The sequence below is a fragment of the Streptomyces sp. MB09-02B genome (assembly GCF_033794485.1).
In the GTDB taxonomy this organism is placed as follows: domain Bacteria; phylum Actinomycetota; class Actinomycetes; order Streptomycetales; family Streptomycetaceae; genus Streptomyces.
This window is the reverse complement of sequence record NZ_JARGEE010000143.1, coordinates 1-20,080: the sequence shown is the minus strand read 5'-3', so window position 1 is coordinate 20,080 and position 20,080 is coordinate 1. Positions and strand designations below refer to the sequence as shown.

Genomic DNA, 20,080 nt, shown 5'->3' with positions numbered 1-20,080 from the left:
CCGTAGGTGGGGACGATGATGCTGAAGCGGGGCATTCTTTCCTTTCGGTGTGTGTTGTCGGGTGCGGGTGCGTGGGGCTCCTCGCGCAGGGCCTGGTCTTGTAGGGCCGCGGGGAACTGCGCGAGAAGCCCCACCGGGCCGCAGGCGACAACGCACCTCACCCACCCGCGCCCCGGAGACGCTCAGGACCCCAGCGGTTCCTTCGCACGGTCGGCCCGGCCCGGCAGCGGTTCCGGCACCACCCGCACCACCGTGTCCCGCCACAGCTCGACCGCCGCGAGGAGCGCCGCCAGGACCAGCAGGCCGTTGCGGACGAAGAGGAGCGTGACGCCCAGCCAGTCGCTGGCCACGACATGGCCGAACCAGATCGGGAACTCCAGCACGGTCACGAAGGACGCCACCAGGACCATGACCGCCGGCAACCCCATACGGCTCGCCCGGAAGCAGAGACACACGGCGGCCAGCCCCACCAGCCACACCATGTACTGCGGACTGATCACCCGGCTCGTGGCCGTGAACATCAGCACCCCCACGAACGCCGCGTCCGCGAGCGTGTGCGGCGCGAACCGCCGCGCCCGCACCCGCCACAGCAGCAGCCAGGCGAAGGCCACCCCGCTGAGCGTCAGGGCCGCGTCGCTGACGACGTCGACGTACGGGCCGAGAAACTCCACCGAGCCGTAGTTGAGCAGGACCTCCCCGTCCCAGCCGAACTGCCGGGCCACATGAAAGACCAGCGCGCCCAGCGACTCCACCTCGGTGCCCCGGTCCCGCTGGAAGGTCAGGAAGGTGAAGGCGCCCGGCATGGCCAGCGCGAAGCCCACCGCCAGCACCAGACCGGTGACCGCCGCCCAGGCCCACGCGGCGCGCCGGCGGGCCCCCAGGAGCAGCAGCGCCGGCCACACCTTCAGCAGGGCCGCGAAGGCCGTCAGCGCCCCCATCGCGCGCGGATGGCGGCTGCCGGCCACGAGGGCCGCGACCGCCACCGCCGTCACCATCACGTCGTACCGGGCGTACACGGTCGGACCCAGCAGGGGCAGGCCCACCACCCACACCCGGGCGCCGCGCCAGGTCCTGCCGGGACGCGCGCCCGCGTGGAGGAGCAGCGCCAGGACCACCAGGTCGGCGAGGAGGGCGAGGAGGAAGAACGCCGACGCGTAGTCCAGGAAGGGCAGCAGCGCGGGGGAGAGGATCGCGAGGGCGGCGGCGGGCGGGTACTGCCAGGTGACGTCGTCCAGGGGATACGTTCCCGCGCGGAGGGTCCCGTACCAGCCCTGGTAGATCACCGAGACGTCACCGGTGACGTCCGGCCCGGGGAACACGAACACCTTGAGGACGAACAGCAGCAGGAGCAGCCGGGTCGCGCCCCAGAGAGCGAGCAGCCCGCACGGGAGCCGTCGAGAGCCCGTCATGTCCGTCTGAGCCACGTGAGTCCCTGTCCGTCCGCGCACCGGTTCGTGTTGGTGGGGGACATGATCCCCCGTCGGGCTGTGAGGCGGCCGTGAAGCGTGGCCGCGTGGCTGTGCCTGGCGGCGGTGGCCCGGTGCCCGTTCGGTAGGGTCGGCGGCGATGCACAAGACCCTGATCGTGACCAACGACTTCCCGCCCCGGCCCGGCGGCATCCAGGCGTTCCTGCACAACATGGCGCTGCGGCTGGACCCCGAGCGCCTGGTCGTCTACGCGTCGACGTGGAAGCGCGGACGCGAGGGCGCCGAGGCGACCGCCGCCTTCGACGCCGAGCAGCCCTTCACCGTCGTCCGCGACCGCACGACCATGCTGCTGCCGACGCCCGCGGTCACCCGCCGCGCGGTCTCGCTCCTGCGCGAGCACAGCTGTACGTCGGTGTGGTTCGGCGCGGCGGCCCCCCTCGGTCTGATGGCCCCCGCGCTGCGCAGGGCGGGGGCACAGCGCCTGGTGGCCACCACGCACGGCCACGAGGCGGGCTGGGCGCAGCTGCCCGCCGCCCGGCAGCTGCTGCGGCGGATCGGCGAGGGCACGGACACGATCACGTACCTGGGCGAGTACACCCGCTCCCGGATCGCCACGGCCCTTACACCGGAGGCTGCCGGACGGATGGTCCAACTGCCGCCCGGCGTCGACGAGAAGACCTTCCACCCGGGCTCCGGCGGCGCCGACGTCCGCGCCCGGCTCGGCCTCACCGACCGCCCGGTCGTCGTCTGCGTCTCCCGGCTCGTGCCGCGCAAGGGGCAGGACACGCTGATCCGGGCGATGCCCGGGATCCTCGCGGCGGAGCCCGAGGCGGTGCTGCTGATCGTCGGCGGCGGCCCGTACGAGAAGGAGCTGCGCCGGCTCGCCCAGGAGACCGGGGTCGCCGGGTCCGTCCGGTTCACCGGCGCCGTCCCCTGGTCCGAGCTGCCCGCCCACTACGGCGCCGGCGACGTCTTCGCCATGCCGTGCCGCACCCGCAGGGGCGGCCTGGACGTCGAGGGGCTGGGAATCGTCTACCTGGAGGCCTCCGCCACCGGCCTGCCCGTCGTCGCGGGCGACTCCGGCGGCGCCCCCGACGCCGTCCTCGACGGCGAGACCGGCTGGGTCGTACGCGGCGGCTCCCCGACGGAGGCCGCAGAGCGCGTCGTCACGCTCCTCGGCGACCAGGAGCTGCGGGAACGCATGGGGCAGCGGGGCCGGGAGTGGGTGGAGGAGAAATGGCGCTGGGACCTGTTGGCAGAAACTTTGAAAACGTTGCTGTAGCCCCGTGAGGGGCGCGGGGAACTGCGCGACCAGCCACAAGACGACCGGAACTCGCCTTCCGGGAGCACCTGGCACCCCGGTAGGCGCCACCCGGCACGGCGGAGCCCCTAGCCGGATCCGAATAATCCGCACATGCTGCGCACATGACAGCAAAACTGATGCAGCGTCAGCTGACGAGACGTCACATCCTTGGTATGGCCGCCCTTCAGACGGCGGCCGGCCTCGGCCTCACCCGCATCGGCCTCCAGTCCGCCCACGCGGCCGAGCCCGACGCCGTCGACAACGCCCCGGCGATCGTCATCGGCTCCGGCTACGGCGCCGCCGTGGCCGCCCTCCGGCTCGGCCAGGCCGGCATCCGCACCCTCGTCCTGGAGATGGGCAAGGCGTGGACCACCCCCGGCGCCGACGGCAAGATCTTCTGCTCGACCCGGGAGCCGGACGAGCGGTCCATGTGGTTCAAGACCCGGACCGAGGCCCCGCTCGCCACGTTCCTCTGGCTGGACGTCGTCAACAAGGACATCAGCCCCTACCCCGGCGTCCTGGACCGGGTCCGCTACGCCAACATGTCGGTCTTCCTCGGCCGGGGCGTCGGCGGCGGCTCCCTGGTCAACGGCAGCATGGCCGTCACCCCGCTCCGGTCGTACTTCGCCGAGCAGTTCCCGGCCGTCGACACCGCCGAGATGTACTCCACGTACTTCCCGCGCGCCCGCGCCATGCTCGGCGTCAACACCATCGACCCCGCGTGGTTCGAGTCCACCGAGTGGTACCGCTTCAGCCGGATCTCCCGGGCCCACGCCGAGAAGACCGGCCTGCGGACCACCTTCGTGCCCAGCGTCTACGACTTCGACCACATGCGGCGCGAGGCCGCCGGCACGGCCACGAAGTCGGCCCTCGCCGGAGAGGTCATCTACGGCAACAACCACGGCAAGAAGAGCCTCGACAAGACGTACCTGGCCGCCGCCCTCGGCACCGGCAACGTCACCGTCCACACCCTGGAACGGGCCAGGGGCATCCGACGGCTGGGCGACGGCACGTACGTCGTCACCGTCGACCGCCTCGACGGCACGGGCACGGTCGTCGAGACCAAGGAGTACGGCTGCACCTACCTGTTCCTCGGCGCCGGCAGCGTCGGCACCACCGAACTGCTCGTCCGCGCACGGGCGAAGGGCACCCTCCCCGCCCTGGACGCGAGCGTCGGCGCCGGCTGGGGCCCCAACGGCAATGTGATGCTCGGCCGGGCCAACCACCTGTGGGACACGGTCGGGGCGAACCAGTCGACCATGCCGGTCATGGGCATCGACGACTGGGCCAACACCGCCAACCCCGTCTTCGCCGAGATCGCCCCCCTGCCGACCGGCCTCGAACACTGGGTCAGCCTCTATCTGGCGATCACCAAGAACACCGAGCGCGCCTCCTTCACCTACGACACCGCCGGCGACTCGGCGAAGCTCGGCTGGAGCGCCGCCCAGAGCGCCGTCTCGTCCTCCATGGCCAAGAAGCTCTTCGACCGGATCAACTCCGCCAACTCCACGATGTACCGCTACGACCTGTTCGGCTCGTCCAACAAGGTGTTCGCCGACGACTTCACGTACCACCCGCTGGGCGGCTGTGTGCTGGGGAAGGCGACCGACGGCTACGGGAGGGTGAAGGGGTACTCGAAGCTGTACGTCACCGACGGCTCGCTGGTGCCCGGCTCGATCGGGGTGAACCCGTTCGTCACGATCACCGCGCTCGCGGAACGCACGATGGCGCGGGTCCTGGTGGAGGACACCGCGCCATGAGCCGACCGGCCCGTGGGGCTGGTATGGGTTGCTACTTCTGGTAGATCGCCTCGATCTCGTCCGCGTAGTCCTTCGCCACCACGTTGCGCTTGAGCTTCAGGGACGGCGTCAGGTGGCCCGACTCCTCCGTGAACTGGGAGGACAGAATGCGGAACTTCCGCACCGATTCCGCCTTCGACACCGCGGCGTTGCCGTCGTCGATCGCGGCCTGAACGGCCGCGTTCAGATCGGCGTCCGCGCTCAGCGACGCCGCGGTGGAACCCGTCGGCTTGCCGTGCTCGGCGGCCCAACGGCCCAGGAACTCCTCGTCGATGGTGACCAGCGCGCCGACGAACGGCCGCCCGTCACCCACCACCATGCACTCCGCCACCAGCGCGTGGGCGCGGATACGGTCCTCGATCACGGCCGGGGCGACGTTCTTGCCGCCCGCGGTGACGATGATCTCCTTCTTGCGGCCCGTGATGCTGAGATAGCCGTCCTCGTCGAGGGTGCCGATGTCGCCGGTGTGGAACCAGCCGTCGGCCAGCGCCTCCTCGGTCGCGCCCGGGTTGTTCCAGTACTCCTTGAACAGGTGCTCGCCGTGCAGCAGCACCTCCCCGTCGTCCGCGATCCGGATGACGGACCCCGGCAGCGGCTGCCCGACCGTACCGATCTTCTGCCGGTCCCAGGGGTTGAACGCGGTCGCGGCGCAGGACTCGGTGAGGCCGTAGCCCTCCAGGACCGTGAAACCGATGCCCCGGAAGAAGTGGCCGAGGCGCTCGCCCAGCGGGGCGCCGCCCGAGATCGCGTACTCGCCCTTGCCGCCGAGCACCGCGCGCAGCTTGCTGTAGACGAGCTTGTCGAACACCTTGTGCTTGATCTTCAGACCGAGGGCCGGGCCCGACGCGGTGTCCAGCGCCTTGCTGTACGCGATCGCCGTGTCCGCGGCCTTGTCGAAGATCTTGCCCTTGCCGTCCGCCTGCGCCTTGGCCCGCGCCGAGTTGTAGACCTTCTCGAACACCCGCGGCACGCCGAGGATCAGCGTCGGCCGGAAGGAGGCCAGCTCGTCGGTGAGGTTCTTGATGTCCGGGACGGTGCCCAGCTTGATCGGCGCCATCATCGGCGCGACCTGCACGAGCCGCCCGAAGACGTGCGCGAGCGGGAGGAAGAGCAGGACCGAGCACTCGCCCGTGCGGAACAGGGGCCGCAGCCGCTCCACCACGTTCCCGCACTCGGCGAAGAAACTGCGGTGGGTGAGCACGCACCCCTTCGGGCGGCCGGTGGTGCCGGAGGTGTAGACGATGGTCGCCGGGTCGTCGGCCTTCGCCATCGAACTGCGCTCGTCGACGGCCGCGTCGGTGACGTCCTGGCCGAGGCGGCCCAGCTCCTCCACCCCGCCGCCCTCGATCTGCCAGACGTGCTTGAGCGCCGGCAGCGAGTCGCGCACCGACTCGACGGCGGCCGAGTGCCCGTCCAGCTCCACGATCATGGCGGTCGCGCCCGAGTCGGCGAGGATCCACTGCACCTGCTCCGGCGAGCTGGTCTCGTACACCGGCACGGTCACCGCGCCGGCCGTCCAGATCGCGAAGTCCAGCAGGGTCCACTCGTACCGCGTACGCGACATCAGCCCGACCCGGTCACCGGGCTGGACCCCGGCGGCGATCAGCCCCTTCGCGGCCGTCCGCACCTCGGCGAGGAACTGGACGGCGTTCACGTCCTGCCAGGCGCCGCCCACCTTGCGGGCGATGACGGCGACATCGGGATGCTGCGCGGCGTTTCTACGGACGATGTCGGTCAGATTGCCGTCCGTCGGGACCTCGTACAAAGCCGGAAGGCTGAACTCGCGCAAGACTGCTGCTCCTCATAGGGCGCCGGCGCCACGACTCTGTGTTGCTGCGACGGTGCGGTCCAAGGCTGGGCGAGCACTCAGGTCCCACGTGGTTCCTTGGGCTGGTTGAAAACCTGAGCACAACTGGACTGCCCGGACGTTACCCGTCGGTATGGCCTCTCCGCGAGGGGGGTCCGGTGAGATGTTCTCCGCGTCACACATGGGGGCTCTCCCCGGGAAGAATAATCCCCTCACTTGCTGACTGGCCAGTAACCGCACGTGCGACCGGCTCTGTTCACGTATGCCACACACGCCTACGCTTGATCGTCATGGCACGCACACCGGACGGCAACGGCAGAACGCGCATCCACGTGGTCAGCGACGTGCACGGCAACGCACGCGACCTGGCCGGAGCGGGTGAGGGTGCCGACGCCCTGGTGTGCCTGGGCGACCTGGTCCTCTTCCTCGACTACGCCGACCACTCCCGCGGCATCTTCCCCGACCTCTTCGGCGCCGAGAACGCCACCCGGCTCGTCGAACTGCGCACCGCCCGGCGGTTCGAGGAGGCGCGCGAACTGGGGGCCCGACTCTGGGCGGGCGTGGGCGAGGACCGCGCCGCCGTGATCGAGAAGGCCGTACGCAAGCAGTACGCCGAACTGTTCGCGGCGTTCCCCACCCCGACGTACGCCACCTACGGCAATGTCGACATGCCGAGGCTGTGGCCGGAGTACGCGGGGCCGGGGACGACGGTGCTCGACGGCGAACGGGTGGAGATCGGCGGCCGGGTCTTCGGCTTCGTGGGCGGCGGCCTGCGCACCCCCATGCGGACGCCGTACGAGATCAGCGACGAGGAGTACGCTGCCAAGATCGAGGCGGTGGGTGAGGTGGACGTGCTCTGCACCCACATCCCGCCGGAGGTGCCCGAACTGGTCTACGACACGGTGGCGCGCCGCTTCGAGCGGGGGAGCCGGGCGCTGCTGGAGGCGATCCGCAGGACCCGCCCCCGATACGCGCTGTTCGGGCACGTCCACCAGCCGCTGGCCAGGCGGATGCGGATCGGCGCGACGGAGTGCGTCAACGTCGGGCACTTCGCGGGCAGCGGGAAACCGTGGGCGCTGGAGTGGTGAACGCCGGGTGGGGTGGCGAGGGTTCGGCGCACGCGCGGTAGCCTTCACGCTGCACATACGTGCGCACCCACCTCCCTCACCGGACAGTCTCTGGAGGAGCCACGGCGATGGCGGAATTCACCAGTTCGAGCATCACGATCGAGGCCGCGGCGGCCGACGTCATGGCAGTGATCGCCGACTTCGCCCGCTACCCGGACTGGACGGGTGAGGTGAAGGAGGCGGAAGTCCTTCGGACGGACGAGCAGGGGCGGGCCGAGCAGGTCCGGCTGGTCATGGACGCGGGCGCGATCAAGGACGACCAGACGCTGGGGTACACCTGGACCGGGGCGAACGAGGTGTCCTGGACGCTGGTCAAGTCCCAGATGCTCCGCTCCCTCGACGGGTCGTACATCCTCAAGCCGGTGGGCGACGCGGTGACCGAGGTGACCTACCAGCTCACCGTCGACGTCAAGATCCCCATGCTCGGGATGATCAAGCGCAAGGCGGAGAAGGTCATCATCGACCGGGCGCTGGCGGGGCTGAAGAAGCGGGTGGAGTCGGGGGCGTAGTTTTTGCCCACCCGCCCGCCTGACTCGCGGTGGTGGTGGAGGGTGCCGTCGGGCGCGTGACAGCTCGGGGGGTCGGGATACAGGGCGGCTGCGGGTTCGTCGTGGCTGATCGCGCAGTTCCCCGCGCCCCTGGGAAATCGGGCTTCGCCCTCTTCCCTCTTCCTCCGCCCCCGTTCCACCTGCGGTCCCGCCCCCTGCGGGCAGTCGTGCCGCTGGGGAATGGAGCACCTCCCGCTCGAGCGGAGCCGAGAGTGGGGGAGGGTGGGCGCAGGCGGTGCCCTGTCAGCGCCGGTAAGCGCCTCCTGCCCAGGCTGCGCCCCAGTGCCGGGCACCGAGGTCGCCCCCGCTGAGTTACCGTTCACCCCCATGCGCACCATCCTGATCACCGGGCAAGGCGGCAGCGGCCGTACGACGGTCGCCGCGGCCACGGCGCTGGACGCGGCCCGCGAAGGCACGCGGACGCTCGTGCTGAGCGCCGACCGCACGGACGGACTGGGCGCGGCTCTCGGCACGGCCACCGGACCGGAACCCGTGCGGGTCGCGCCGAACCTCACCGCCTGGCGCCCCGACGCCGCGGCCGGCTTCCGGGAGGATCTCGTCGCGTTCCAGGAGCGCGCCGCCTCCGTCCTGGACCTGCTGGGCGCGGGACGGCTGGACGCCGAGGAACTCACGCCCCTGCCCGGCGCCGAGGAACTCGCCCTGCTGCGGGCGCTGCGCGACGCCGCGCTGTCGGAGGCGTACGACCTGCTCGTCGTCGACCTGCCCCCCGCGCCGCAGGCCCTCGCCCTGCTCGGCCTCCCGGAGGAACTGCGGCGCTACCTGCGCCGGCTGCTCCCGCCGGAGCGGCAGGCGGCCCGCGCCCTGCGGCCGGTCCTCGGACGGCTCGCCGGGGTGCCGATGCCCGCCGAGTGGCTCTACGAGACGGCCGCCCGCTGGGACGTCGAACTGGCCGCCGTCGCCGCGATCGTCGACGACCCGGGGACGAGCGTGCGCCTGGTCGCGGAGCCCGGACCGGCGGGCGCCGACCAGACGCGCATCGCCGGCGTAGGACTCGCGCTGCGGTCCCTCCCCGTCGACCTGCTGATCGCCAATCGTGTCCTGCCCCAGGGCACGCACGACGCCTGGCTCGCCGGCCTCGTCGCCCAGCAGCGCAAGGCGGTCGAGGAGTGGGAGGAGCAGGGCGAGGCCCGCCCCGTGCGGGGAGTCGCCCACCTGGGACGCGACCCCCGCGGTCTCGACGACCTCGCCGCTCTGGGCGTCCCCGGTACGGGTGACGCTCCCGCACGCGTCGTCTGGCCCGTCACCGGCAACCTCGGGGACGAGGGCGTGCTGGTGTGGCACATCCCGCTGCCCGGCGCGATACGGGACGAGCTGGATCTCGTCCGGCGCGGCGACGAGTTGGTCGTCACGGCCGGGCAGTTCCGCCGTATCGTTCCGCTGCCGTCGGCACTGCGCCGCTGCACCGTCGACGGCGCGGCCCTGCGCGAGGGCTCCCTGAGGATCCGATTCGCGCCGGACCCGCAGTTGTGGCCCCGGACCCGGTGAACCGCATACGTCCGTTCGGGTAACGTCGAAGGTACGAACCGTAGGCAGGAGCCCGCCATGAGCGAAGAGCGCCCCACGTCCGACGCCGCCGGCGAGGACGCGGCCGCGCGCAGGGACGCGGCCGACGAGGCGCGGACGGCCGACCAGGCGCGGACGGCCGACCAGGCGCGGACGGCCGACCAGGGCCGGACGGCCGACCAGGCACGCGAGAGCGACCGTGCGCGCGCCACCGACGCCGACGCCTGGGCGACGGCGTGCGAGGAGGACCTGACCGCCGAGAAGGCCCGTCGTCGCGCCCGGTACGGCCCGCCACCCGGCTCGGCCGCCGAGGAACTGCGCAAGCTGGTCGACACCGTCGCGGACAAGCTCTCCGGGCTGCAGTCGCCGCTGCTCGGCGCGGTCGCCGGCGGCGCGGCACAGCAGATGGTCAACCAGGTCGTCCGTCAGGCCAAGGCCGCCGTCGAACCCGTCATCGAACGCAACCCGGACGTCTTCGACCACCTCGCCGCCGCCGGCGGTGAACTCCTCGCCGCGTACCGCTCTGCCGTCGAGGCACAGGAGCGCCGCTGGACCAACCGGGACACCGGCCACCAGGGAGGCCGTGACCAGGGGGACGACCAGGGCCCCGGGGAGCGCATCGACCTGGACTGACGGCGGGCCGTCCGCCGGGCGGACGCCGGGAGTCCCGGGGCAGGGCCTCGGGTACGGTTGGCCGTAGCGGGGCTCGACCGAAACTGAGGGATTCATGGGACTCACCATCGGCGTCGACATCGGCGGTACCAAGATCGCGGCCGGTGTGGTCGACGAGGAAGGCAACATCCTCTCGACCCACAAGGTGCCGACCCCGGGCACGCCCGAGGGGATCGTGGACGCCATCGCCGCCGCCGTCGAGGGCGCGCGAGCCGGACACGAGATCGTCGGTGTCGGCATCGGCGCGGCCGGTTACGTCAACCGGCAGCGGTCGCAGGTCTACTTCGCCCCCAACATCGACTGGCGCAACGAGCCGCTCAAGGAGAAGGTCGAGGCCCGCGTGGGCCTGCCGGTCGTCGTGGAGAACGACGCCAACGCCGCCGCCTGGGGCGAGTACAAGTTCGGCGCGGGCAAGGGCCACCGCAACGTCATCTGCATCACCCTCGGCACCGGCCTCGGCGGCGGCATCATCATCGGCAACAAGCTGCGCCGCGGGCACTACGGCGTGGCCGCCGAGTTCGGCCACATCCGGATGGTCCCCGACGGCCTGCTCTGCGGCTGCGGCAGCCAGGGCTGCTGGGAGCAGTACGCCTCCGGCCGCGCCCTCGTCCGCTACGCCAAGCAGCGCGCCAACGCCACCCCGGAGAACGCGGAGCTCCTCCTCGGCCTCGGCGACGGCACCCCCGACGGCATCGAGGGCAAGCACATCTCCATGGCCGCCCGCCAGGGCGACCCCGTCGCCGTCGACTCCTACCGTGAGCTCGCCCGCTGGGCCGGCGCCGGCCTCGCGGACCTCGCCTCGCTCTTCGACCCCTCCGCCTTCATCGTCGGCGGCGGCCTGTCGGACGAGGGCGAACTGGTCCTCGACCCCATCCGCAAGTCCTACAAGCGCTGGCTCGTGGGCGGCAACTGGCGCCCGGTCGCCGACGTCATCGCCGCCCAACTGGGCAACGAGGCGGGCCTGGTGGGCGCGGCGGACCTGGCGAGAGAACCCGACCCGATCATGTAGACACCGGCTCGCGACAGCCCCGCGCCCCGCTTTTGGGGGCGCGGGGCTGTATCGATATGCGGCTCCGCCGCGTGGGCGCGACCAGCCCGCACCGGCCGTCAGTCGAACGAACGACCCGCTTTCTCCCGGCTCTCCCAGCGGAGCGCCGCCGCGTATCTTGATCCTCATGGCGACCACCCCGCTGCCCAACTCCCGTAACGACCCCGACGGTTCGGCAACCATCCGCGTCCTCAGCTACAACATCCGCTCCATGCGCGACGACACGGACGCCCTCGCCCGAGTGATCACCGCCTGCGCCCCCGACCTGGTCCTGATCCAGGAGGCCCCCCGCTTCTTCCGCTGGCGCAAGAAACTCGCGCGGCTCGCCGCGGCCTCCGGCCTGGTCACCCTCTCCGGCGGCGCCACCGCCTCCGGCCCCGCGCTGCTGTGCGGCCTGCGCGCCACGGTCGAACACACCGAGGACGTCCTGCTGCCCCTCACCCCGGGCCTGCACCGACGCGGCTTCGCCACGGCGGTGGTCCGCTTCGGCCGCGCCCGCCTCGGCGTCCTGTCCTGCCACCTCTCCCTCCACAAGGACGAGCGGTACGAGCAGGGCGGCATGCTCCTGGACCACCTCGCCGGCCTGGGCGTGCCGCACGCCGTCGCGGGCGGCGACCTCAACGAGCGCCCGCAGGGCCGCACGTTCCGCCGTCTCGCCGGCGAACTGCAGGACTGCTGGAGCACCACGCCGTGGGGCGGCGAGTACACCTCCACCCCCACCGACCCCCACCAGCGCATCGACGCGATCCTGGCCACCGGCGGCATCGAGGTCCTCGGCTGCGGCGTCCCCCTCGACCACCCCGGCGTCACCGACGACGACCTGAGGGCGGCCACGGACCACCTGCCGGTCCTGGCCGCCCTCAGGGTCCCCGCCGAGGCCTAGAGACGTCGTACCGCCCTAGCCCGCGGCCGACGGGTACTCCTTGACCTTGTCGACGATCGCCCAACTGTCCAGGTAGGAGAGCTGGGTGTACACCTTCATGTTCATGCCGTCGCCCGAGGACCGCTCGTCACGGAAGCCGAGGAAGGCGTACGTCACCGGGTCGAAGATGAAGTAGCCGCCGTAGCCCGAGGCTCCCTCGGGCAGGGTGGGGTCGTCGTAGGTGATGGCCACGCCGACCCGCCCCTTGGCATCCTTCTGGTTCGGCACCGCCTTGACCCCCGGGACCATCCCGAGCGCCTCGTACGCCGCGGGCCGCAACCCCTCGGGCATCACCGGGACCAGCTTGAGCAGCCCGGCGAGGCTGAAGTGGATCACCGACCATTCCAGGTCGGTGATGTCGTCCAGGGAGGCGTTCTTCCCCTGGCGCCCGAAGGACTCCTCATGGACCGCCAGGATCAGCTGCTCCGGGTCGGTCGGCAGCTTCCGCAGCCGGCTCCAGTCCTGCGGCGGCCACACGCTCTCGTTCGCGGCCAGCGGCGGGGCCCACCACCCCTTGCCCAGTTCCATGACCCACGAACGCTTGGAGCCGTCCACCGAGCGCCAGTTCTCGGCGACGTACGTCTTCGTCCTCCCGGTCTTCCGCTCGGTCTCCTTGATGATCTCCTTGGTGTACATGAACTGGTCGTCCCGCGGGCTGACCGGCTTCTCGTGCTCTCGCGCGTACGCGGCCGCCCCGTCGAGCACCGTCCGCGCGCTCACGTTCCGCATCGGCGGCAGGTCGGTCACCGGTGGCTTCGCGGTCCGGTCCCGGCCGCCGTCGCCGTTGTGCTGCACGGCGACCAGGAAACCGGCCGTGACGGCGGCGGCGACCGCGCCGCTCAGTGCGATCCGCAGGGCCGGACGGCGGCGTACCGGTGAGGTGAGCCGCGAGCCCGGCTTCCGTGGCCGGTCCGCGCCCGGTGCGGTGATCGTGGCGAGCAGCCGGGTCCGCCCGCGCCGCCGGGTCTCCTCGTCCAGCGGGGGCGCCCCCGCGTCGTAGCCGGCGAGGTCCCGCAGGTCCCCCAAGGCCCTCGGGTCGTCGATGTCACGCATGGGCGTCTGCCTCTCGGAAAGCGGTCGGATCGGATCCGCCCAGTGCTTCGCGGAGTCTGCCGCGAGCCCGGTTCAGCCGGGATCTGATCGTGCCGACGGGCACGCCGAGGGCCTGGGCAGCCTCCTCGTAGTCGAGGCCGGCCCAGGCCACCAGCAGCACCACGTCGCGGTGCCGGGCGGACAACCCGGCCAGCGCCGCCGCCAGCTCCCGGCGCACCCCCGTGGCACCGGCCCTGGCGACCGCCCGGTCCGCGACCGGCTCCTCGTGCTCCACCGGCTGCGGCAGCCGGGCCAGCGCCCTGAACCGGCGTGCCTCGGCCCGCCGGTGCCGGCCGAGGACGTTGGTGGCGACACCGAACAGCCAGGGGCGGGCGTCGAGCCGCTCCAGGTCGTAGGTGTGCCGCCGCTGGAAGGCGATGGCGAAGGTCTCCGCCATCAGGTCCTCCGCCGCCTCGGGACCCAGCCGCCGCGCCGCGTAGCGGTGCACGGCGTCGGCATGACGGTCGTAGAGGACGGCGAACAGCTCGGGCTCCTCCCGGGACCGCTCGATCACGCGGGCGTCGCTCTCCTCGCGATCCGTGTCGCGGGTGCCGAGTCCCGGTGGTCCGACGGGCATCGGGGCTCCTCTCGTTCGTCCGACGCCTCGAAGGCATGGGCTCGTTCGGGGCGTGCACCCGTACTTCGCCGTTCACCGGAATCGAGTTCCATTCCGCCGCCGAGTGTCCGCGTCGTGGGGCCGGGCGACGGCGAGGGCCCGCCCCGAACGTCCCGGGCGGGCCCTCGTGCACGACGCGACGTCGGCGGTGGTGGGGTCAGACGACCGCGCCCCGGCCCGGGTCGTCGTCGTCCTCGTCGTCGCTCCTCATCCGCATCACCAGCGTGGCGAAGCCGCCGAGGAAGCCGCCGATGCCCAGGGTGGTGAGCCACCAGGTCATCTCCCAGCCGAGCAGCACGGCGAGCAGCAGCAGGACCGGCCCGCCGGCCACACCCAGCCAGGCGAACTTGGCGGTCGCGTCGGCCTCGGGCAGCGGGGGCGGCTCGGGGGGCACGAAGTGGCCCTCGCCGTCCTCGTCGTCCTCGCCGTCGGCCTCGTCGCCCGTGTCCTCGCCGACCGGGTCGGGCACGCTGTAGTCGCGCGGGCCCGCCCCGACACCGGGCGCGAACGCGACCGAACTGCCGAGCGGCTTGGGGGCCGCGGGACCCGCGGCGCCGTCGGGGGCCTTGTCCGCGGACTCCTCCGGCTCGGGCTCCAACAGGGCCAGGTCCTCCACCGACCGGAACGGCTTGGCACCCGGTGGGTCCGGGGGCTCCGCACCGAACCCGGCGACGATGGCCCGCCAGGCGGCGTCCTCGTCGAACGGCACGTGCTGCTCCTCGCCCGACGACTCGCCGGACGAGGTGCTCCCCGTACCTCCGGCCGGGCCGCCTGCGGAGCTGCCCGAGGAGTCCCCCCTTGAGTCACCGGGGGAGGCGCCCAGGGGCGCTCCCTGCTCCTCCGGCTCACGCTCGGAGTCGTGCTCAGCCACCAGTGGCCGTCCCTTCCCTCTGCTCCAAGGATCCCGGACCGATCTGCTCCGCGGACCCCGAATCAGACTGCTGTACGGATTCCGCGTCGGACTTCTTCACCAGCCGGGTGACGAACGCGTGGCTCTCCTCGAAGATGCGGTCCGCGTCGTGGTCCAACGTCGCGACATGGTGGCTCTGTTCCAGCAGGACCTCCGTGACGTCCGTCGACGACACCCGGCCGAGGACACGCTCGGAGTCGACGGGCGGCACCACATGGTCCCGTGGGCTGTGCAGCAGCAGCAACGGCTGGGTGACCTGGGGCAGTTCCCCGTCGACCAGGCGCAGGAAGTTACGCAGGGAGTGCGCCGCGTGCAGCGGTACGTGGCTGTACCCCAGCTCCTCGACGCCCTCCTTGGCGATGTCGCTGGTGATCCCCTTCGTGGTGGGGACGAAGTGCCGGAGCAGGGGGAGGGCGTGCGCGGCCGGGCCGTGCACCTTGTTCGCCGGGTTGACGACCATCACGCCGGCGACCGCGTCCCCGTGCTTCGCGGCCAGCCGCAGCGCCAGGGCGCCGCCCATGGAGAGCCCCGCGACGAAGACCCGCGTACAGCGCTCACGCAGGGTCCGCAGCTCGCGGTCCACCTCCGCGTACCAGTCCTGCCAGCCCGTCGGGCGGAGATCCTCCCAGCGTGTGCCGTGGCCCGGCAGCAGGGGCAGCGCGACGGTGAGCCCACGCTCGGCGAGATACTCCGCCCAGGGACGCATGGACTGCGGTGACCCGGTGAAACCGTGGCAGAGGAGGACTCCGACCTCCCCGCCCTCGTGGTGGTACGGCTCGGCTCCAGGAAGGACCGGCACGGTTCGGTCTCCTGTTCATGAGAAGGGTGTGAAAGTCCGGATGTGGTTCACCGTACGCGACCGCACTGACACCGACCAGGGGCTTCGCTCGACACCGGCCGGACCTGTCGGACTCTTGCCCGGGCGTCCGGGTTAAGGTCTCATCCACGGATCACAGAGAGGCACTCGGTTGTTGTACGGCGCGATGAAGGTCGCTATCGGGGGACCGCTCAAGGTCACCTTCAGGCCCTGGGTGGAGGGCCTGGAGAACATTCCGGCCGAGGGCGCCGCGATCCTCGCGAGCAACCACCTCTCCTTCTCGGACTCGTTCTTCCTCCCCGCGGTCCTGGACCGCAAGGTCACGTTCATCGCGAAGGCCGAGTACTTCACCACCCCCGGCGTCAAGGGCAAGCTGACGGCCGCCTTCTTCAAGGGCGTCGGCCAGCTCCCGGTGGACCGCTCCGGCGCGCGCGGCGCGGGCGAGGCCGCGATCAAGAGCGGGATAGACGTCATCGAGAGCGGTGAGCTGTTCGGCATCTATCCCGAGGGCACCCGCTCGCCCGACGGCCGCCTCTACCGGGGCAAGCCCGGCGGCCTGGCCCGCGTGGCCCTCGCCACCGGCGCGCCGGTCATCCCCGTCGCCATGATCGACACGGAGAAGATCCAGCCCCCGGGCAAGGTCCTGCCCAAGGTCATGCGCCCCGGCATCCGCATCGGCAAGCCCCTCGACTTCAGCCGCTACCAGGGCATGGAGCACGACCGCTTCGTCCTGCGGGCGCTGACCGACGAGGTCATGTACGAGATCATGAAGCTCTCCGGCCAGGAGTACGTCGACATGTACGCGACCGCCGCCAAGCGGCAGATCGCGGACGCGGCCAAGGCGGAGAAGGAGGCCGACAAGGCCGCCCGCGCCGCCCTCGCCAAGGCGGAGAAGGAACAGGCCGCCAAGGAGCTCAGGGAACAGGCCGAGAAGGCCCGTGCGGCCAGGGACGGCGCGGACACGCACGGCGCGGACACGCACGGCGCGGACAAGGACCGCCCGGCTTCGTGACCGCCGGGTTCCCGGGTACCGTCGCGTTCCGGACGCGTACGCCAGGGGCGCCCGGTGGCGAGTCAGCAGGGGGTGGGGGACGTGCCGAAGCTTGAGCGGGTCATGGCGATGTCGGTGGAGCAGCCGCTGTGGCGTGCGCTGACCGGCTACCGGGTGCTGACGATGATCTATGCCGTCGGCCTGTTCATCAGCGCGTACGACAAGTTCGAGCGCCCCTGGCTGGCCATCGCCTACTTCGCGGTGCTGGCCGGCTGGACGCTGGTGACCCTGCCCAAGGTCGCGGGCGCCGCCAGCTGCACCAAGCGGTTCCTGGCGGCCGACCTCACCATCGCGATCGTCGGCATCCTGCTCACCCGGCTCGCCGACTCGACCGCGCGGGTCGAGGCCGGGGGCCCCACGCTGCCGTCGATATGGACCGCCGGCGCCGTCCTGGCCTTCGCCATCAAGGGCGGCTGGCGCTGGGCCGCCTTCGCCTCCACGCTCGTCGCCGTCGCCAACCTGATCCACCGGGGCGCCCCCACCCGCGACACCATCCACAACGTCCTGCTGGTCTGGGTCGCCTCCATCGCCATCGGCTACGTCGTCGAGGTCGCCCGCGCCTCCGAGCGCACCCTCGCCCGCGCCCTGGAGATCGAGGCCGCCACCCGTGAACGGGAACGCCTCGCCCGGGACATCCACGACAGCGTGCTGCAGGTCCTCGCCATGGTTCAGCGGCGCGGCACCGCCCTCGGCGGTGAGGCCGCCGAACTGGGCCGGATGGCGGGCGAGCAGGAGGTCGCGCTGCGCACCCTGGTCTCCGGCGGCCTGGTCCCCGTCTCGCGGATCTCGGAGGACGCGGCCCAGGGGGCCCTCGTCCGCGTGGTGGACGAACCGGACACGTCCGACGGCGCCACCGGGGGCCCCGTGGACCTGCGGGCGCTGCTCGCCCCGTACGCCGGCGCGAAGGTCACCTTCTCCGAGCCCGGCGGCCCGGTGCCGCTCGCCCCCGGGGCCGCGCGGGAGCTGGCGGCGGCGGTCGGTGCCGCCCTGGACAATGTACGCGTGCACGCGGGCGACGGGGCCCGGGCCTGGATCCTGGTCGAGGACTGGCCGGACGAGATCATCGTGACGGTACGGGACGACGGCCCCGGCATCCCCGAGGGGCGGCTCGCCCAGGCCGAAGGCGAGGGCCGGCTCGGCGTGGCCCTCTCCATCCGGGGGCGGCTGCGCGACATCGGCGGCACGGCCGAGCTGATCTCGGTGCCCGGCCAGGGCACGGAAGTCGAACTGAAGGTGCCCAAGGCCGCAGAGGGGCCGAAGGGCGTACGGGGGAAGGCGGAGAAGCGGTGACGAACAGCGTGGAGAGCGTGGGCGACGGCGGGTCGGCGGACGCGGTGGTGCGGCCCGGCGGGGGCGGCGGCCCGATCAGGGTCATGGTGGTCGACGACCACCCCATGTGGCGCGACGCCGTCGCCCGCGACCTGGCCGAGGCGGGCTTCGACGTGGTCGCCACGGCGGGCGACGGCGAGCAGGCGGTGCGGCGCGCCCACGCCGCCGCACCGGACGTCCTCGTCCTGGACCTGAACCTGCCCGCGAAGCCGGGCGTGCAGGTCTGCAAGGAACTCGTGGGAGCCAACCCGGCCCTGCGCGTCCTCGTGCTGTCGGCCAGCGGGGAGCACGCGGACGTCCTGGAGGCGGTGAAGTCCGGCGCGACCGGCTATCTGCTGAAGTCGGCGTCGACGGAGGAACTGATCGACGCCGTACGCCGCACCGCCGTCGGCGACCCCGTCTTCACCCCCGGCCTCGCGGGCCTGGTCCTCGGCGAGTACCGCCGCCTCGCCTCCGAGCCCGCGCCCGCGCCGGGCGCCGACGAGCCGAAGGCGCCGCAGCTCACCGACCGTGAGACCGAGGTGCTGCGGCTCGTCGCCAAGGGCCTGAGCTACAAGCAGATCGCCGAGCGCCTCGTCATCTCGCACCGCACGGTCCAGAACCACGTCCAGAACACCCTCGGCAAGCTCCAGCTCCACAACCGGGTGGAGCTGGTCCGCTATGCCATAGAGCGCGGTCTCGACGACGAGTAAACGCCTCGAATCACCCCATAGAGTGATGGCGATTTGATCAACTCCGGCCAACTCCCCCTCAATCGGCCGTAATTCGCCGGAATTGGCTTCCCGTACATGCCGAAGTGACCTGGATCACTATTAGCGTGACCCTCACCAGGCAACCGCGGCGAAGGGACATTTCCATGCGCGTCGGAGTACTGACCGGAGGCGGCGACTGCCCCGGGCTCAACGCCGTCATCCGGGGCGTCGTCCGCAAGGGCGTGCAGGAGTACGGCTACGACTTCGTCGGCTTCCGGGACGGCTGGCGGGGACCGCTGGAGAACGACACCGTCCGCCTCGACATCCCCGCCGTGCGCGGCATCCTGCCCCGCGGCGGCACGATCCTCGGCTCCTCCCGCACCAATCCGCTCAAGGAGGAGAACGGCATCCGCCGGATCAAGGAGAACCTCGCCAAGCAGGAGGTCGAGGCCCTCATCGCCATCGGCGGCGAGGACACCCTCGGGGTGGCGGCCCGTCTCTCGGACGAGTACGGGGTGCCGTGCGTGGGCGTCCCCAAGACCATCGACAACGACCTCTCCGCCACGGACTACACCTTCGGCTTCGACACGGCGGTCGGCATCGCCACCGAGGCGATCGACCGCCTCCACACCACCGCCGAGTCCCACATGCGCGTCCTGGTGGTGGAGGTGATGGGCCGTCACGCCGGCTGGATCGCCATCCACTCCGGTCTCGCCGGCGGTGCCAACGCCATCCTCATCCCCGAACAGCGCTTCGACGTCGACAAGGTGTGCGCCTGGGTGACGTCCCGCTTCAAGGCCTCGTACGCGCCCATCGTGGTCGTCGCGGAGGGAGCCATGCCGCAGGACGGCGAGATGGTCCTCAAGGACGGCTCGCTCGACTCCTTCGGTCACGTCCGCCTCTCCGGCGTCGGCGAATGGCTGTCCAAGGAGATCGAGAGGCGGACGGGCAAGGAGGCCCGGACGACCGTTCTCGGTCACGTCCAGCGTGGTGGCACGCCCTCGGCCTTCGACCGCTGGCTCGCCACGCGCTTCGGCCTCCACGCGATCGACGCGGTGCGCGACCGGGACTTCGGCAAGATGGTCGCGCTGCGCGGCACCGACATCGTCCGCGTTCCGATCGCCGACGCGACGGCCAAGTTGAAGACGGTGGATCCGAGCCTGTACGAGGAGGTCGGCGTCTTCTTCGGCTGAGGGTGCGCCTGAAGGGGGCGGGGGGTGCGGGTGCGTCGGCGGGTGCGGGTCCGGTGGGGCTTCCCGGCCCGTTCCCCGCGCCCCTCACTGGTCTCAGGCCCTATGGAGTGGCAGGGACAGTGGCGAGAATGCCCACCACGCCCGTGACTTAAACACATACTGCCGCAGCGCCAGAAGACGCGGAGGGAAATCCGGGGGGCGAT

General features: G+C 71.8%; 18 protein-coding genes. 12 read left to right on the top strand and 6 right to left on the bottom strand.

Translation table 11 applies throughout. The features are described from left to right. Positions 1-182: 182 nt before the first annotated feature. Entirely contained in the window at positions 183-1,409 is a 1,227-nt protein-coding gene (locus P1P70_RS20900; RefSeq protein WP_319239998.1) for a glycosyltransferase 87 family protein, read from the bottom strand. Between the two features lie 157 nt (positions 1,410-1,566). On the opposite strand from P1P70_RS20900, the gene P1P70_RS20895 reads away from it, so the two are divergent. Together P1P70_RS20895 and P1P70_RS20890 are read left to right on the top strand one after the other, a co-directional pair. Beyond that, positions 1,567-2,709, top strand: coding sequence for a glycosyltransferase family 4 protein (locus P1P70_RS20895; protein WP_319239989.1), 1,143 nt, complete (start codon positions 1,567-1,569; stop codon positions 2,707-2,709). A 194-nt stretch (positions 2,710-2,903) separates the two neighbouring features. Continuing rightward, positions 2,904-4,490 (top strand): GMC oxidoreductase, encoded by a 1,587-nt coding sequence (locus tag P1P70_RS20890; RefSeq protein ID WP_319239987.1) that lies wholly within the window; start codon positions 2,904-2,906, stop codon positions 4,488-4,490. Positions 4,491-4,521: 31 nt separating this feature from the next. On the opposite strand, the gene P1P70_RS20885 is transcribed toward P1P70_RS20890, so the two are convergent. After that, positions 4,522-6,318, bottom strand: a complete 1,797-nt coding sequence (locus tag P1P70_RS20885; protein ID WP_319239985.1) for an AMP-dependent synthetase/ligase — start codon at positions 6,316-6,318, stop codon at positions 4,522-4,524. Positions 6,319-6,668: 350 nt separating this feature from the next. On the opposite strand from P1P70_RS20885, the gene P1P70_RS20880 reads away from it, so the two are divergent. The 6 genes from P1P70_RS20880 to P1P70_RS20855 all read left to right on the top strand — a co-directional run bounded on the left by P1P70_RS20880 (position 6,669) and on the right by P1P70_RS20855 (position 12,138). Next, positions 6,669-7,424 (top strand): metallophosphoesterase family protein, encoded by a 756-nt coding sequence (locus tag P1P70_RS20880; protein ID WP_319239996.1) that lies wholly within the window; start codon positions 6,669-6,671, stop codon positions 7,422-7,424. Between the two features lie 107 nt (positions 7,425-7,531). Next, positions 7,532-7,972, top strand: a complete 441-nt coding sequence (locus P1P70_RS20875; protein WP_319239983.1) for an SRPBCC family protein — start codon at positions 7,532-7,534, stop codon at positions 7,970-7,972. Positions 7,973-8,338: 366 nt separating this feature from the next. Then, complete coding sequence (locus tag P1P70_RS20870; RefSeq protein WP_319239981.1) at positions 8,339-9,517, top strand: ArsA family ATPase; 1,179 nt, start codon at positions 8,339-8,341, stop codon at positions 9,515-9,517. Positions 9,518-9,574: 57 nt separating this feature from the next. Further along, entirely contained in the window at positions 9,575-10,168 is a 594-nt protein-coding gene (locus P1P70_RS20865) for a DUF5304 domain-containing protein (RefSeq protein ID WP_319239979.1), read from the top strand. A 94-nt stretch (positions 10,169-10,262) separates the two neighbouring features. After that, positions 10,263-11,216: an ROK family glucokinase gene (locus P1P70_RS20860; RefSeq protein WP_215454713.1), complete on the top strand. Its 954-nt coding sequence runs from the start codon at positions 10,263-10,265 to the stop codon at positions 11,214-11,216. Between the two features lie 166 nt (positions 11,217-11,382). Further along, positions 11,383-12,138 (top strand): endonuclease/exonuclease/phosphatase family protein, encoded by a 756-nt coding sequence (locus P1P70_RS20855; RefSeq protein WP_319239975.1) that lies wholly within the window; start codon positions 11,383-11,385, stop codon positions 12,136-12,138. Between the two features lie 15 nt (positions 12,139-12,153). On the opposite strand, the gene P1P70_RS20850 is transcribed toward P1P70_RS20855, so the two are convergent. The 4 genes from P1P70_RS20850 to P1P70_RS20835 all read right to left on the bottom strand — a co-directional run bounded on the left by P1P70_RS20850 (position 12,154) and on the right by P1P70_RS20835 (position 15,594). After that, the gene (locus P1P70_RS20850; RefSeq protein WP_319239973.1) at positions 12,154-13,230 is read right to left on the bottom strand and encodes a CU044_5270 family protein; all 1,077 of its coding nucleotides are present in this window, start codon (positions 13,228-13,230) and stop codon (positions 12,154-12,156) included. Continuing rightward, positions 13,223-13,846 carry a sigma-70 family RNA polymerase sigma factor gene (locus tag P1P70_RS20845; protein ID WP_319239971.1) on the bottom strand — a complete coding sequence of 208 codons (624 nt, stop codon included), beginning with the start codon at positions 13,844-13,846 and terminating at the stop codon, positions 13,223-13,225. Before P1P70_RS20845 ends, P1P70_RS20850 begins: the two co-directional genes overlap by 8 nt. A 196-nt stretch (positions 13,847-14,042) precedes the next feature. Next, positions 14,043-14,756 carry a hypothetical protein gene (locus P1P70_RS20840; protein WP_413471504.1) on the bottom strand — a complete coding sequence of 238 codons (714 nt, stop codon included), beginning with the start codon at positions 14,754-14,756 and terminating at the stop codon, positions 14,043-14,045. Beyond that, positions 14,749-15,594, bottom strand: a complete 846-nt coding sequence (locus P1P70_RS20835) for an alpha/beta hydrolase (RefSeq protein WP_319239969.1) — start codon at positions 15,592-15,594, stop codon at positions 14,749-14,751. Before P1P70_RS20835 ends, P1P70_RS20840 begins: the two co-directional genes overlap by 8 nt. Before the next feature lie 184 nt (positions 15,595-15,778). Between P1P70_RS20835 and P1P70_RS20830 the strand changes: the two genes are divergently transcribed. The 4 genes from P1P70_RS20830 to P1P70_RS20815 all read left to right on the top strand — a co-directional run bounded on the left by P1P70_RS20830 (position 15,779) and on the right by P1P70_RS20815 (position 19,877). Then, a complete protein-coding gene (locus P1P70_RS20830) occupies positions 15,779-16,624 on the top strand; it encodes a lysophospholipid acyltransferase family protein (protein WP_319239968.1) in 846 nt (281 codons plus the stop codon). Positions 16,625-16,705: 81 nt separating this feature from the next. Continuing rightward, on the top strand, positions 16,706-17,953 hold the full coding sequence (macS, locus tag P1P70_RS20825) for a MacS family sensor histidine kinase (protein ID WP_319239966.1): 1,248 nt from the start codon (positions 16,706-16,708) through the stop codon (positions 17,951-17,953). A gap of 83 nt (positions 17,954-18,036) precedes the next feature. Beyond that, on the top strand, positions 18,037-18,684 hold the full coding sequence (locus P1P70_RS20820; protein WP_319239991.1) for a response regulator transcription factor: 648 nt from the start codon (positions 18,037-18,039) through the stop codon (positions 18,682-18,684). Between the two features lie 164 nt (positions 18,685-18,848). Continuing rightward, entirely contained in the window at positions 18,849-19,877 is a 1,029-nt protein-coding gene (locus P1P70_RS20815; protein ID WP_319239964.1) for a 6-phosphofructokinase, read from the top strand. The last annotated feature ends 203 nt before the right edge of the window (positions 19,878-20,080 follow it).

Excerpts from the sequence above, each read along its gene's own strand:
- P1P70_RS20820 (WP_319239991.1), top strand. The coding sequence starts at position 18,037 with ATGGTGGTCGACGACCACCCCATGTGGCGCGACGCCGTCGCCCGCGAC.
- P1P70_RS20870 (WP_319239981.1), top strand. The coding sequence starts at position 8,339 with ATGCGCACCATCCTGATCACCGGGCAAGGCGGCAGCGGCCGTACGACG.
- P1P70_RS20845 (WP_319239971.1), bottom strand. The coding sequence starts at position 13,846 with ATGCCCGTCGGACCACCGGGACTCGGCACCCGCGACACGGATCGCGAG.
- P1P70_RS20890 (WP_319239987.1), top strand. The coding sequence starts at position 2,904 with ATGGCCGCCCTTCAGACGGCGGCCGGCCTCGGCCTCACCCGCATCGGC.
- P1P70_RS20830 (WP_319239968.1), top strand. The coding sequence starts at position 15,779 with ATGAAGGTCGCTATCGGGGGACCGCTCAAGGTCACCTTCAGGCCCTGG.
- P1P70_RS20875 (WP_319239983.1), top strand. The coding sequence starts at position 7,532 with ATGGCGGAATTCACCAGTTCGAGCATCACGATCGAGGCCGCGGCGGCC.
- P1P70_RS20860 (WP_215454713.1), top strand. The coding sequence starts at position 10,263 with ATGGGACTCACCATCGGCGTCGACATCGGCGGTACCAAGATCGCGGCC.
- P1P70_RS20895 (WP_319239989.1), top strand. The coding sequence starts at position 1,567 with ATGCACAAGACCCTGATCGTGACCAACGACTTCCCGCCCCGGCCCGGC.
- P1P70_RS20815 (WP_319239964.1), top strand. The coding sequence starts at position 18,849 with ATGCGCGTCGGAGTACTGACCGGAGGCGGCGACTGCCCCGGGCTCAAC.
- P1P70_RS20855 (WP_319239975.1), top strand. The coding sequence starts at position 11,383 with ATGGCGACCACCCCGCTGCCCAACTCCCGTAACGACCCCGACGGTTCG.
- P1P70_RS20850 (WP_319239973.1), bottom strand. The coding sequence starts at position 13,230 with ATGCGTGACATCGACGACCCGAGGGCCTTGGGGGACCTGCGGGACCTC.
- P1P70_RS20865 (WP_319239979.1), top strand. The coding sequence starts at position 9,575 with ATGAGCGAAGAGCGCCCCACGTCCGACGCCGCCGGCGAGGACGCGGCC.
- P1P70_RS20900 (WP_319239998.1), bottom strand. The coding sequence starts at position 1,409 with ATGACGGGCTCTCGACGGCTCCCGTGCGGGCTGCTCGCTCTCTGGGGC.